This window comes from Mesorhizobium sp. CO1-1-8 (assembly GCF_020164875.1).
Taxonomy (GTDB): Bacteria; Pseudomonadota; Alphaproteobacteria; order Rhizobiales; family Rhizobiaceae; genus Mesorhizobium.
The window spans coordinates 14,202-27,062 of record NZ_JAIUGZ010000008.1; the positions used below are offsets into that span (position 1 = coordinate 14,202).

The following is a 12,861-nucleotide window of genomic DNA, read 5'->3' on the forward strand; positions in this document are numbered from 1 at the left end:
TGGCTAAGCCGTCTTGGCCACCACCGTCTCGCTGAGCCAGGTGCCGATCTTGGTGCCCAGGCGGTCGGGCGAAACGGGCTTCGGCAGATAGTCGTCCATGCCTGATTCGATGCACTTGTCGCGATCACCCTTCAGCGCGTGCGCGGTGACGCCGATGATCGGGATGTGGGCGCCCGTCGAGACCTCCATCGCCCGGATGGCGCGGGTCGCCTCGTAGCCGTTCATTTCGGGCATCGAGACGTCCATCAGGATCAGCTTGGGGCGCAGCGCCCGGTACATCTCAACCGCCGTGCGGCCATTGCCGGCGATGCGGTAGCTCAAGCCCAACCCATTGAGGATCTGGCCGAAGACCAACTGGTTCACGTCATTGTCCTCGGCAATGAGGATGTCGATCGGTCCGTTCGGCGTGGTTGTCGATTCCGGCGCTGCCGCGATCGGCATTGCCGGACCGCGGATGACGGTGAAGGCGGGCGGCGCTGCCGGGGGAACCTGCACGATCGGTTCGCGGACGAACCGCGCCTTGCCGACCTGCGAACGGGCCTTCTGGATGACCGAGATGACGGTGCCGAGCAGCACCGCGGAGCGCGCCGGCTTGGTCAGGTGTGCTGATATGCCGAAGTCGATGATCATCTTGCCGAAATCGACCTGGTCAACCGAGGTCAGCAACACCACCGGGATGGAGGATAACCGGCTGTCGGAAGCAATGGCTCTGGCGACGTCGGCGCCGTTCATCCCCGGCATCTGGTAGTCGAGGATGATGCAGTCGACGGCGGCGCCGAGCTGAAAGGCACGGTCGAGGAAGGCCAGGCCGACGGCGCCGCTTTCGGCGGCGGCACAGTCGAAGCTCCAGCTCCTGAGCTGCTCGAGCAGGATCTCACGGTTGACCGGATTGTCGTCGATGACCAGCACACGCGCGCCGGTGACGTCCACCGGCACGATCTCGTCGCGCGCCGCGGCCTGATGCGCGGGCAACGGCACAGCGAACCAGAACACAGAGCCGCGGCCAATCTCGCTTTCGACGCCGATCTTGCCTGCCATCAGGTCGACGAGGCGGGCGGCGATGGCGAGGCCCAGCCCGGTGCCCTCATGGCGGCGGGTGGACGAGCCGTCGACCTGCGCGAATTTCTCGAACACGTTCTGCAGCTTCTCGGCCGGTATGCCGATGCCGGTGTCCTCGACGCGAACCTTGAGTTGGACCACGTCGTTAACGATCTCGCCGCCGACATCGATCAGCACATGACCCTTCTCGGTGAACTTCACCGCGTTGCCGAGCAGGTTGGTGATGATCTGCCGGAACCGGCCGGCGTCGCCGATGACATGGGCCGGCAGGCGCGGATCGACGCGCACGATCAGTTCGAGGTTCTTTTCGGCGACGCGCGCCGAGACCAGCGTCGCCACATCCTCGACCGCCTCGGAAAGGCGGAAGGGAGCAGGGTCCAGAGTGAGTTGCCCGGCATTGATCTTGGAGAAATCGAGGATGTCGTTGATGATGGTGAGCAGCGCGTTGCCGGATTTGACGATGACGTCGGTAAAGGTCTTCTGGCGCGCGGTCAGATCGGTCTTGGCCAGCAGTTCGGCCATGCCGAGCACGCCGTTCATCGGCGTGCGGATTTCGTGGCTCATATTGGCCAGGAATTCTGACTTGGCGCGGTCGGCGGCCTCGGCCTTGAACAGGGATTCGGCGGATTCGGCAAAGGCGCGGCGGATCGCCACTTCCATCGGACGGAAGATCCAGAAGGCGACGATGGCAAGGGCCGCGAACAGGATGCCGCTCGCCCACAACAACAGCCTGTCGCTGGAGGCATCGGCCAGATGGCGCTCATCGTCCATGGCGGTGCGGACGCGGACCAGCATCGGCTGGGCGAACAGATCGTTCTGGTTGCGGATTTCGCGATAGCTCCACTCGTCGACCTTCTGCGCCACCGACATCAGGTTGAAATTGCGCACCATGTCGCGCGGCGACCAGAACAGATCGCCGTTAACTGAAGCGGACTGGAGTTCGTTGACGGTCTTGATCGACAGCCGCGGCTTGATCGCCGCAAGCTGGGCAGTCAGCGTCTCGATCTCGCCGGTCAGGCGCTCCGAATGGCCGCGCGCCGATGTGGTCAGGGCATCGCGTGTCTCCGCCCGCCAGGCGGTGCCGGTCGTCTCGGCAAAGCTGGTCGCGTTGCGCAGGTCGCGGGTGAAGATGACGAGGTTGCTGCTCAGCGCATCGATGTCACGGCGAAAGGAATTGACGCGATCAAGGGCAATCACGATTCCGGCGGAAGCCAGGGCAAAGATCAGCAACCCTGAAATATAGCGGATCCGGACCGACCGGATGAAGGACGAATATTCAGGCATGCGCAACCCCAACACATACGCACCATTTTAATGGCCGGGATTACGCTTCATTTACATTAAAATTTCGTTCGTGCGCGTAGGCAGGCCATGCGGGCCGCCGGATGGACAGCACGCCTAGGCCGCATCCACGACGAGGGCGCGGATGCGGCCACTCACCGGGCCTTCCCCGAATCGTTTCCCAAGGGCATCCGCCACGTGTCGCGTCGCCTCCTCCAGCGAGCCGCCCCGCGCCTCGATCTCGGCCCGCAAGGGTGTGCCCTGGCAATAGGCCGTGGCCGCCTCATATGGCGAGGAAGCGGCGCTGACAGCATCCAGCGGCTCTATGGTGATGTTACCGAAGCCGGCGGCATGCAGGTCGGCGCGGATGACGTCCGCATCGTGATAGCCATGCGGCGTCCTCGCCATGAAGCGCGGCGGATCGGCCGGGAAGAAATGGCCGAGTGCCCGCGTCGCCTCATCGGCGAACTCGTTCTCTTCGATGGCACTCCAGACGTTGAACAGGAAATGCCCGCCCGGCCGCATCACCCGCCGCGCTTGACCGTAGGCGCCCACCCGATCGGGGAAGAACATCGCACCAAACTGGCAGACCACGGCGTCGAACTCTGCGTCCTCGAAGGGAAGCGCCTGGGCATCGGCCTGCTGCCAGGTGATGCGAGGATCGTCCGCCATCCGCGTGCGTGCGTGGTCGAGCATGGGCTGGTTGAGGTCGGTGACCACGATGTGCGCTTGCGCCGGCAGCTTTGCTGCCATCGCACGTGTCACCACACCGGTGCCCGCCGCCACTTCGAGCACCGATTGCGGCCCGAGCTTCGACACCCGCTCCGCCAGATCCCGCGCATATGGCTCGAAGATCAGCGGCACCATCGCCCGGTCGTAGACCTCGGCAATGGAACCGCTGAACAGTTTGTCGGTGGTCGACATGGCACCCCTCCAACTCTATCCGCACCGCGTGCTTGCCGTGCGGATGGCAAAGCGATGTCGATCCTCTGCTTCGGCGTGCTTCCGTTCAAGCTCAATCTCTGGACGACGCTCGCCCATCTACCGGCTCGTAGCGCATCTCAACTGTTGCGTGCTGCCACGAACGTCGCCGCTTCTTTCAGCAACTGGGCATCGTCGCCATAGGGCTCAAGCAGCGTATGCGCCTGTGCGACGAGGCCGTGAAGCTGGCCGCGTGCCCAATTCGCACCATGCAAGGCCACCAGCGTCGCCTTGCCGGCGGCGGCGTCCTTGCCGGTCGCCTTGCCCATCTGGCTGGCATCGGCGGTCAAATCGAGCAGGTCGTCGGCAAGCTGGAACGCAAGACCGATCGCCGAGCCGAATTCGGCCAGCCGCTCGCGGTCATCGGCCGGGGCGCCGGCGATGAGGGCACCTGCCTCGCAGGCGAAACGGATCAGAGCGCCGGTCTTCATCGCCTGCAGCCGGATGATGCCGGCCTCGTCCGGCGGCGTCTGTTCGGCTTCGAGGTCGAGCTTCTGGCCTCCGACCATGCCGCCGGGTCCGGCGGCGCGGGCCAGCGCCAGCACCAGGGCCGCCCGCCGCTCCGCCGGCAGGCCGGTCGCCTCGCCGGCGATGATGTCGAAGGCCAGTGTCAGCAAGGCATCGCCAGCCAGGATAGCGGTCGCCTCGTCGAAGGCTTTGTGCACGGTCGGCTGGCCACGGCGCAGATCATCGTCGTCCATGGCGGGCAGATCATCGTGTATCAGCGAATAGCAATGCACGCATTCAAGTGCGGCGGCGACACGCAGTGCCGCCTCGCCATCGGCGGAGAAAAGGGCCGCACTTTCCATGACCAGGAAGGGCCGCAGGCGCTTGCCGCCGTTCAGCACGCCGTGGCGCATGGCTGCCATCAGCCGCTCGGGCCGCGCGATCTCGCCCGAAAGCGCACGGTCGTCGAGCAGCCGCCGCAGCAGCACCTCGACGGCGGCCGCCCGCCTGATGAGTGCCATTTCGAACGCCATTTGGTCGTCATTCGTCATGGCCGGGACCGGTAGCCGACACTCAGACGTTGCGCAAGAAGGCAAGCGCCATTATGCCGGAGCAGTAAGAGCCCGTTTGGAAACTCTACTCCTGCGGTCATCTGAGGGCGTTTTCTGCGCTCCGGTGCTTGCGTACTCTAATGTATGCTCCGCTCCGGTTCTCGAAAACACCGTCACATGACTCACAGGAGCGCGTTTCAAAACGAGCTCTCTGGCACGGGTTGGGCGGCTTGGCGGAACCGATCGTCGATCATGAAACCGAAAAGCTGGACATGGCGACGAGATCGCGGGGCGTAAACCGCCGTGGTCTCAAGCGCTGGGTCCGGCGCGGCATCGTCGTGGCCGCGGTGCTGGCTTTGATTCCGGTCGTGCTGACGTTTCTGTACCTGCCGTTCTTCGTGCATCCTGTCTCGACGCTGATGCTGAAGGACCTGGCGACGTTCTCCGGTTACGACCGCCGCTGGGTGTCGATCGACGACGTGTCGCCGGTGCTGGCCAATTCCGTCATCATGTCGGAGGACGGGCAGTTCTGCTTTCATCGTGGCGTCGATCTCGGCGAACTGAGAGGCGTCGTCGACGACGCGTTGGCCGGCGAAGCGACGCGCGGCGCCTCGACCATCACCATGCAGACGGTCAAGAATCTGTTTCTATGGTCGCGGCCGCTGGGCTCGGTGCGCAAGGTGGTCGAACTGCCGCTGGCCGTCTATTTCGATGCGGTGATGTCGAAACAGCGCATCATGGAAATCTATCTCAACATCGCCGAGTGGGGGCCGGGCATCTATGGCATCGAGGCCGCGGCACAGCACCATTTCGGCGTTTCGGCAAAACAGCTGTCGCGACGGCAGGCTGCCCTGCTTGCGGTCTCTTTACCAAATCCGATCGCCCGCAATCCGGCCAAGCCCGGGCCTGGCCTGAGGCGGCTTGCCAATCTGATCGAGCGGCGAGCCGGCCGCTCAGGCGCCTATGTCGGCTGTCTCCGCTAGCCGATCCAAAAAAATTCGCGCCAGTGCTGGCCAAAACGGCACAGGGCGTGTATAGGCACCCGACTTTCTCAGATTTAGGCCCCGACATGGCCCTTTCACGAGGGCGGGCGGGGCTTTTGACCATGTAATGGAGCATATCCATGGCCGTTCCGAAACGCAAAACCTCTCCGTCCAAGCGCGGCATGCGCCGCTCGGCCGACGCCCTCAAGGCCCCGACTTATGTCGAGGACAAGAATTCCGGCGAAATGCGCCGTCCGCACCATATCGACCTGAAGACCGGCATGTATCGCGGTCGCCAGGTGTTGACGCCCAAGGAAAGCTGAGACCAGCCTTTCCAAAGGTTTGAATTCCAAAAGGACCGGCCGGTGGCCGGTCCTTTTGCGTTTGAGGGCCGGGGTCGCGCGCATGCTCGAAGCATGGGCGACAACCGTTGCAGGCAGCCGGCTGACATGGTTGTTGCGTACGGTCTTCGACCGTGTTCGGCGCTGCCGCTGAAACATCTTGACGGCGTGCCTGTGGCGCATTCTACAAAGGATTGCCCCCACATGGAGACGCCAGATGTTCGGTGCCATTCCGCTGCTGATCGTGCCTTTCGTGCTCTACAACCTCGGACTGCTGGGAATATTCGGCAGCGGTGACGATCCGTGGGCGAGCGAGGTCTTCTCCTTCAGCATGATGTCGGGCGGCGTGTTCTCGATGACGCTGGGCGACCTGATGATACTGATCGGGCTGGTCTTCCTGTTCCTGGAGATGGCGAAGTCGGTGCGCACCACCAATGCCTCGATCATGGACCATCTTCTGTCGACGCTGGTGTTCGTGGCCTTCCTGGTCGAGTTCCTGCTGGTGAAGGGCGCCGCCCATTCCGTCTTCTTCACGCTGATGGTCATCGCCCTGTTCGACGTGCTGGCCGGATTCGCTGTGTCGATGCGGTCGGCGAGCCGGGACATCAATTTGAACTAGTCAGAGCCGGCGCCGACGCTCAGCCCTGTTGAAGCTCCGCTTCAACCGGGATCGGCGGTGAAGCCGGCGGCCTCGATGCCGGCGATTGCCGCGGCTTCGTCATTGTCCGATGTGTCGCCTGAAATGCCGACGGCGCCGATGATGGCACCGGCCTTGTCGCGGATCAGCACGCCGCCGACCACCGGCAGCACGCGTCCGCCAGAGACGTCCGAGATGCCGGCGACGAGGTGCGGGCGCTCCTTGGCGAAGGCCTCGACCTTGCGCGATCCCATGCCGATGGCGAGCGCGCCATAGGCCTTGCCGGCCGACATTTGCGGGCGCAGGAACGAGGCGCCGTCCTGACGCTGGAAGGCGACCAGATGCCCGCCGGCGTCGAGCACCGAGACGCCAAGCGGCTTGAGCTTGAGATCGGCACCCCTGGCAAAGGCGGCATCGATGATTTGCCTGGCTTTTTCGAGCGGCAGTGCGGTCATGGCAGTCTCCTGTCTGAAACGCGTCGATCATCGACCGTTGACGGGCGGGATAACATCCCGGTTTCGGTTGAAATTGCTTCGCGCGAAGAGGGGGATGGAAGACCTTCACAGCTACCATCGGGTAGGGGTTGGTGCTTGTGCGGCCTCAGGTTATTTTTTCTTGGCGCGGGCCGGCTTCTTGGCAGGTTCCGGCGGCGCGTTGGCAAGGTCTTCGGCTTCCTTGGCGAGACGCAACGCCCGCAGCTTGTTGGTCTTGGCCTGGCGGGCGTCGCTCTCGGCGACGTATTCGGCCATCGCCTTCTGGCGGACGGTTGCCGCCTCTTCCTGCTTCTTGAAGCGCAGGTCGGCGCGTGCGCGGGCAGCATCCCGAGAGTTCTCAACCAAGACCTTATCCAATCCCGTGAATTGTGATTTTCCGCCTCTTCTAGCAGAGCCGGCCCCAAAACGGGAAATTAAGTTGGTCAAGCGGCAGAGCCGGCGGCGAGAGCTTTGCTGGCAACCAGGGCTTCATAGGCGGCCTGCAAGGTCACGCGGACAGAAGGACCAGTCGCGGTATCGAGAGGCATTCCGAGATGTTCATGGCGCAACTCGTCCATGAATTTGTCCCACATCGGCTGTCCGCCCTTTTCCAGGAGTTCGGCCCGGATCGACAATTCGTCGCTGACCGGCAGCCAGACGCGACCCCAGGCGCCGAGATGGGCCAGGATCGGCACCAGCGTGATCGCCATCTCGGTCAGGCTGTAGATCGCCTTCTGCTTGTGTGAGGGGTCGTCGGCCTTGGTCAGCATGCCCAGTTCCATCAGCCGCTTCAGCCGGTCGGCGAGGATGTTGGAGGCGATGCCTTCCATCGATCCGTTGAGCAGCTCGCGAAAATGACGCCTGCCGCCGAAGATCATGTCGCGAAGGATGATCAGGCTCCAGCGATCGCCGAACACTTCCAGCGACAGGTTGATCGGGCATCCGGACCGGCGATCCATGCTCATAAGATTCTTCTCCAAAACCAGTTGCATTATCGTATCGGTTTTATTATCGTGCAACCGATTGCGAAATGCAATCAGTTATACGAGCGGGAGACAGTGTCATGACGATCACCGAACGCCCAAAGATCACATCCGAAGCCTTTGGCGATCCGGCGAACCCGCCGCTGTTGCTGATGATGGGAGCGATGGCCTCGATGCTGTGGTGGCCGGAGGCGTTCTGCCGGAAACTGGCCGGTGCCGGCCTGTTCGTGATCCGCTACGACAACCGCGATACCGGCCGTTCGACCAAATACCCGCCGGGAGAGCCGCCCTACACGTTCGATGATATGGCCGACGATGCAATGCATGTTCTCGACGACCACGGCCTCGCCAAAGCGCATGTCGTCGGGATGTCGATGGGCGGCATGATCGCGCAGCTTGTGGCGTTGAAACACCCCTCGCGTGTCATTTCTTTGACTGTGATCAGCAGTTCGCCGGTGGGAATCGACACATCCGACCTTCCCGGGACGACCGATGCCTACATGGAACACTCGGCCGAGGGCGCCAAAGTCGATTGGTCGGACCGTGGCCAGGTGGTCGATTTCATGGTCAGGGATGCGCGGGCGATCGCCAGCACCGCGCATCCATTCGACGAGGCCCGGATGCGGGCCTTTGTCGAGCAGGACTACGACCGCTCCGGCGGCTTGCTGAGCGCGACCAACCATTTCATGCTCAAGGGCGGCGACGCCTGGAAGGCCCGCCTGCACGAGACCGCGGCACCGCTGCTGGTCATCCATGGCACGGCTGATCCGATCTTTCCGGTCGAACATGGCGAGGCGCTGGCCGAGGCGGCCACCGGCGCGAAAATCATCCGGATCGAAGGCGGCGGCCACGAGTTGCACCCGGACGACTGGGATGTGATTGTCGCAGGCATCGTCGCTCACGCCCACGCCGTTTGAAGCGGCAAAAGCGGGCCTTGACGGCTATGCTTGCCGCATTGACCCTTGATGAGCAGCACGGCACCGACCATCGATGAACCACGAAACAGATGAGCAAAAAATGTCCCTGACGCTTCATTTCCATCCGTTGGCCTCTTTCTGCTGGAAGCCGTTGATCGCGCTGTATGAGAACGCGACGCCGTTCACGCCTGTCATCGTCCATCTCGGCAATACGGAATCGCGCGAAGCCTTCCTGAAGATTTCGCCGGCCGGCAAGATGCCGGCGCTGCGCGATGATGCGCGTGGCCGTACGGTGCTGGAATCGACCATCGTCGTCGAATATCTGGCCGCGCACTATCCGGGGCCGGTCGATCTCGTTCCCGCCGACATCGACCTGGCACTGGCAGTTCGCCAGGCCGACCGCTTCTATGATTTCTATGTGCAGGAGCCGATGCAGAAGATCGTCGGCGACCGGTTGAGGCCCGACGACAAGACCGACCCATTCGGCGTAGAGCAGGCTCGCGACCAGTTGCGCAATTCCTACGCCATCATCGAACAAGACATGCGCTCGAAGATCTGGGCGATTGGCGATACCTTCACCATGGCCGATTGCGCGGCGTCCCCGGCGCTGTTCTATGCCAACAAGGTCGAGCCGTTCGGCGACAAGTATCCGGCTGTGGAGCGCTATCACGACCGCCTGCTGCAGCGGCCTTCCTTCGCCCGAGTTGTCGAGGAAGCGCAGCCCTACTTCAAGTTCTTTCCCTACAATGACGGCTGATCGGGATGATGCACGACCCAGCCCCCGGCGCTGGTCGATTCGTCGGTCAACTGGCCGAACCGCTGGCGCCGAACCGCTGGCAATGACACTGAGAAGCTCAGGCTTCCCAGAATTGATCGAGCCAGATGTTGAGTTTGAGGAAGCCGGTGCCGCTCACCGTATAGACGCGCCTTGTGCCTTCCGGCTTGGCGTGGACCAGGCCGGCATCGAGCAGCACTTTCAGATGTTGCGACACAGCTGGGCGCGACACCGGCAAACCGGCGGCCAGTTCGGTGACGGTTTTCGGGCCGCGGCGAAGTTCTTCCAGAAGATGGCGCCGGTTGGGATCGGCAATCGCCATGAAGGCGTCGGAAAACATCATGCCTGTATTAGTGAGGCAAAGCCTTTCGAATCTCAACCGTCTGCTTCTGCTTTTCTTCTGGGATCAAGCCGCAATGCTTCAGGGGTCACCGACCGATCGGCCGGCTGCGTCTTGAAGGCGTCACGATCGCCGATCGGCACCGGCGCGCGGCGGCTGATGCGCAGCAGCGTGTAGCCCGCCAGGCAGAGATGCGCGAAGGCGGTCGCCAGGAACAGACCTTCCGGGCGCATCCAGCCCATCAGGGCAGCGGCAAGCAAAGGTCCGATCATCGTGCCGAAGCCGTAGAGCAGCAACAGCCCGCCAGATACCTTGACGAAATCCTCCGAGCGCGCGTGGTCGTTGGCATGCGCAACGGCGATCGAATAGAGCGTGTAGGCGAAGGCGCCATAGGCGGCGGTGAAGACGATGACGAAGACGCCGGAGCGTGGCTCGAACAGGAAGATCATGAGCGCGAACAAGGCTGCGCCGAAAGCCGCACCGGCCAGCACGAAGCGCCGGTCGGTCTTGTCCGAGAGGCGCCCAGCCGGAAGCTGCATGGCGGCACCGGCAACGACCACAAGGCTCATCATCAGGGCGATCTCGGCCGTGGAAATGCCGATGCGGGCGCCATAGACGGCGCCAAGCGTGCCCCAGGCGCCGTTGGCGATGCCGATCAACACGCAAGCGACTGCCGATACCGGCGAATTGGCATAAAGGCCTTTGACGTCGAGCGAGACGTCCTGCAGCGGCTTGGGGTGGGAAGCGCTCGAGACCGCGGTGGGAATGAGCGACAGGCAAAACAGGATGCCGGTGATCATGAACAGCGACGCCGATTTCACGTCGCCACCGGCGACGATCATCTGCCCGCCCATGATCGAGGCATAAGTTACCATCATGTAGAGGCCGAAGACGGTGCCGCGATTCTCGTTGGTAGCCTTCTCGTTCAGCCAGCTTTCGATGACCATGAAGGCACCGGCCATGGTGAAGCCGGTGAAGGCGCGCAGCAGGATCCAGACATATTCGTCGATGATCAGCCCGGTCAGCAGCGCCACGATGGCGCCGGATGCGGCAAAGGCGCCAAAGGCGCGCACGTGGCCGGCGCGGCGCACGATGCGCGGTGCGAAGAAGCAGCCGGTGACGAAGCCGCCGGCCCAGGCCGTGCCCATCAGGCCGAGCGATGCGGTCGAGAAGCCTTCGAGTTGACCGCGCAAGGGCAGCAGCAGTCCATGCAATCCAGATGCCGCGAGCAGGAAAGCGGTGCCGCGAAGCAGCGAGAGGATCGGTCGGTAGGTTGCGAACATTGGTTGATCCGGCTCAGGTTTGGCGGGGACGCTGGGTCTGAAGACAGTCGCATTCGGGCTTTTCGGCGGCGGGCTTTACGCCCAAGTGCCTATCCGCGGCGGAACAGTGCTTCGGCCGCCGATTTGGTGGTGTCCTTGGCCTTGAGCTCGGCTTCCAGGCGGGCGATTTCGTCGCGCAGGATGCCGATCCGTTCGGTCAAGTCACTGACGGAAAGCAATGACAGGTCCTGCCCGATCTCGTGCGGGCGCGCCTTCTTCTTGGGTTCGTCGTCGAAGATCGCCATCGTCGCTCCTCCTCCGCCAAGACCAGATTGGCCATTTGCCTGATTTGGCAATCAGCATACATAGGGCAGGGGCGTCGATGCAAACAGCCGATCGGACAACGGCGAGGAAAGACGGGAAATCTCATGGCGAGCGGACAGAAAATTCCGGGAAGAATGACGGCCATCGCGATCTCGGAGCCTGGCGGTCCACGGGTGCTGAAGCCCGAAACGCGCGACGTGCCGCAGCCCGGGCCCGGCGAGATCCTGATCAAGGTGCATGCCGCCGGCGTCAACCGGCCCGACGTCCAGCAGCGCAAGGGCGCCTATCCACCACCGCCCGGCGCATCCGACCTGCCGGGTCTCGAGGCGTCGGGTGAAGTGGCCGCCCTTGGCGACGACATATCGCGCTGGCGCATCGGCGACCGCGTCTGCGCGCTGACGCCCGGCGGCGGCTATGCCGAATATGTCAAGGTGCATGCCGGCAGCGTGCTGCCGCTGCCGGCGGGCTTCACCCACACCGAAGCCGCGGCGGTGCCGGAAAACTATTTTACCGTCTGGCACAATGTGTTCGAGCGCGGCGGCCTGAAGCGCGGCGAGACATTGCTCGTCCATGGCGGCTCGTCCGGCATCGGCACGACGGCGATCCAGCTTGCCTCGGCCTTCGGCGCCTATGTCATCACCACCGCCGGCAGCAAGGAGAAATGCGATGCCTGCCTGAAGATCGGCGCCGACCGGGCGATCAACTATCGCGAGGAGGATTTCGTCGCCGCGGTGAAGGAAGCAACGGGCGGCAAGGGAGCCAATGTCATCCTCGACATGGTCGGCGGCGACTATGTGGGGCGCAACTATGAAGCCGCGGCCGTCGAAGGACGTATCGTCCAGATTGCCGTGCAAGCCGGTGCCATGGCTAGCGCCGACTTTTCGAAGATCATGGTCAAGCGGCTTACCCACACCGGGTCGACGCTGAGGCCGCGCACCGTCGAGTTCAAGGCGGCGATCGCGGCGGCTCTGGAAGCCCAGGTGTGGCCGTTGCTCGGCACGCGCAAGGTTGCTCCTGTGATGGACATGATATTCCCGCTCGGCGAGGCCTGGCGGGCGCATGAGCGGATGGAAGACGGCGAACATGTCGGCAAGATCGTGCTCGACGTCGGCTAGGACGTATCGAGTCAGGTGAGCCCGCCTGACCTGATACGCCCCGGGCGTCCGCCTCACTGCCTACAAGATGAACAGAAGCTTAATGCTGCAATGCAGCATTTGCATCATTGCTATGCAAAATCAGCCATTCAAGTCCTCCTCGATGACGCCTATTTGAGCACGACCGAAACGAACATCATTCTGGAGGACTACCATGAACCCGATCCGCGCTTTCCGTAACTGGCGTATGTACACCGAGACCGTCCGCGAACTGAACCGTCTCAATGCACGTCAGCTCAGCGATCTCGGCATCAACCGCGCTGACATCGAGAAGATCGCCCGCAGGGCTATCTGAAGCCACGTCTGGTCCGCTCCGGCGGACCAGGCCGTGGAAGCCAGAGCCGCACCAGACG

General features: G+C 63.2%; 16 protein-coding genes. 7 read left to right on the forward strand and 9 right to left on the reverse strand.

Going from position 1 to position 12,861, the window contains the following annotated elements:
* Positions 1-3 precede the first annotated feature (3 nt).
* The 3 genes from LB558_RS17140 to LB558_RS17150 all read right to left on the reverse strand — a co-directional run bounded on the left by LB558_RS17140 (position 4) and on the right by LB558_RS17150 (position 4,319).
* Complete coding sequence (locus LB558_RS17140; protein ID WP_224698667.1) at positions 4-2,343, reverse strand: response regulator; 2,340 nt, start codon at positions 2,341-2,343, stop codon at positions 4-6.
* Positions 2,344-2,457: 114 nt separating this feature from the next.
* Positions 2,458-3,264, reverse strand: a complete 807-nt coding sequence (locus LB558_RS17145) for a class I SAM-dependent methyltransferase (protein WP_224698669.1) — start codon at positions 3,262-3,264, stop codon at positions 2,458-2,460.
* Between the two features lie 137 nt (positions 3,265-3,401).
* Positions 3,402-4,319 (reverse strand): polyprenyl synthetase family protein, encoded by a 918-nt coding sequence (locus tag LB558_RS17150; RefSeq protein WP_224698671.1) that lies wholly within the window; start codon positions 4,317-4,319, stop codon positions 3,402-3,404.
* Positions 4,320-4,540: 221 nt separating this feature from the next.
* Here LB558_RS17150 and LB558_RS17155 point away from each other — a divergent pair, with 221 nt between their 5' ends.
* The 3 genes from LB558_RS17155 to LB558_RS17165 all read left to right on the forward strand — a co-directional run bounded on the left by LB558_RS17155 (position 4,541) and on the right by LB558_RS17165 (position 6,262).
* The gene (locus LB558_RS17155; RefSeq protein ID WP_224698672.1) at positions 4,541-5,302 is read left to right on the forward strand and encodes a transglycosylase domain-containing protein; all 762 of its coding nucleotides are present in this window, start codon (positions 4,541-4,543) and stop codon (positions 5,300-5,302) included.
* A 140-nt stretch (positions 5,303-5,442) separates the two neighbouring features.
* Positions 5,443-5,625, forward strand: a complete 183-nt coding sequence (rpmF, locus tag LB558_RS17160; protein ID WP_008834724.1) for a 50S ribosomal protein L32 — start codon at positions 5,443-5,445, stop codon at positions 5,623-5,625.
* A 235-nt stretch (positions 5,626-5,860) separates the two neighbouring features.
* Positions 5,861-6,262, forward strand: a complete 402-nt coding sequence (locus tag LB558_RS17165; protein WP_023810946.1) for a hypothetical protein — start codon at positions 5,861-5,863, stop codon at positions 6,260-6,262.
* 41 nt (positions 6,263-6,303) lie between these two features.
* Here the strand turns inward: LB558_RS17165 and LB558_RS17170 are convergent, their stop codons facing one another.
* The 3 genes from LB558_RS17170 to LB558_RS17180 form a co-directional block, all read right to left on the reverse strand.
* Positions 6,304-6,735: a GlcG/HbpS family heme-binding protein gene (locus tag LB558_RS17170; protein ID WP_224698674.1), complete on the reverse strand. Its 432-nt coding sequence runs from the start codon at positions 6,733-6,735 to the stop codon at positions 6,304-6,306.
* 150 nt (positions 6,736-6,885) lie between these two features.
* Positions 6,886-7,119 carry a hypothetical protein gene (locus LB558_RS17175; RefSeq protein WP_224698675.1) on the reverse strand — a complete coding sequence of 78 codons (234 nt, stop codon included), beginning with the start codon at positions 7,117-7,119 and terminating at the stop codon, positions 6,886-6,888.
* A 77-nt stretch (positions 7,120-7,196) separates the two neighbouring features.
* Positions 7,197-7,718 carry a winged helix-turn-helix transcriptional regulator gene (locus LB558_RS17180; protein WP_224698676.1) on the reverse strand — a complete coding sequence of 174 codons (522 nt, stop codon included), beginning with the start codon at positions 7,716-7,718 and terminating at the stop codon, positions 7,197-7,199.
* 98 nt (positions 7,719-7,816) lie between these two features.
* On the opposite strand from LB558_RS17180, the gene LB558_RS17185 reads away from it, so the two are divergent.
* Together LB558_RS17185 and LB558_RS17190 are read left to right on the forward strand one after the other, a co-directional pair.
* A complete protein-coding gene (locus LB558_RS17185) occupies positions 7,817-8,653 on the forward strand; it encodes an alpha/beta fold hydrolase (RefSeq protein WP_224698677.1) in 837 nt (278 codons plus the stop codon).
* A gap of 100 nt (positions 8,654-8,753) precedes the next feature.
* Entirely contained in the window at positions 8,754-9,410 is a 657-nt protein-coding gene (locus LB558_RS17190) for a glutathione S-transferase family protein (RefSeq protein ID WP_224698678.1), read from the forward strand.
* A 97-nt stretch (positions 9,411-9,507) separates the two neighbouring features.
* Here the strand turns inward: LB558_RS17190 and LB558_RS17195 are convergent, their stop codons facing one another.
* The 3 genes from LB558_RS17195 to LB558_RS17205 all read right to left on the reverse strand — a co-directional run bounded on the left by LB558_RS17195 (position 9,508) and on the right by LB558_RS17205 (position 11,335).
* Positions 9,508-9,771, reverse strand: coding sequence for an ArsR/SmtB family transcription factor (locus tag LB558_RS17195; RefSeq protein WP_013529232.1), 264 nt, complete (start codon positions 9,769-9,771; stop codon positions 9,508-9,510).
* A gap of 32 nt (positions 9,772-9,803) precedes the next feature.
* Complete coding sequence (locus tag LB558_RS17200; RefSeq protein WP_224698679.1) at positions 9,804-11,051, reverse strand: MFS transporter; 1,248 nt, start codon at positions 11,049-11,051, stop codon at positions 9,804-9,806.
* Positions 11,052-11,140: 89 nt separating this feature from the next.
* A complete protein-coding gene (locus tag LB558_RS17205; protein WP_023810953.1) occupies positions 11,141-11,335 on the reverse strand; it encodes a DUF1192 domain-containing protein in 195 nt (64 codons plus the stop codon).
* Positions 11,336-11,458: 123 nt separating this feature from the next.
* On the opposite strand from LB558_RS17205, the gene LB558_RS17210 reads away from it, so the two are divergent.
* Together LB558_RS17210 and LB558_RS17215 are read left to right on the forward strand one after the other, a co-directional pair.
* Positions 11,459-12,469 (forward strand): NAD(P)H-quinone oxidoreductase, encoded by a 1,011-nt coding sequence (locus LB558_RS17210; RefSeq protein ID WP_224698680.1) that lies wholly within the window; start codon positions 11,459-11,461, stop codon positions 12,467-12,469.
* A 193-nt stretch (positions 12,470-12,662) separates the two neighbouring features.
* Complete coding sequence (locus LB558_RS17215; protein ID WP_013529236.1) at positions 12,663-12,803, forward strand: DUF1127 domain-containing protein; 141 nt, start codon at positions 12,663-12,665, stop codon at positions 12,801-12,803.
* Positions 12,804-12,861 lie beyond the last annotated feature (58 nt).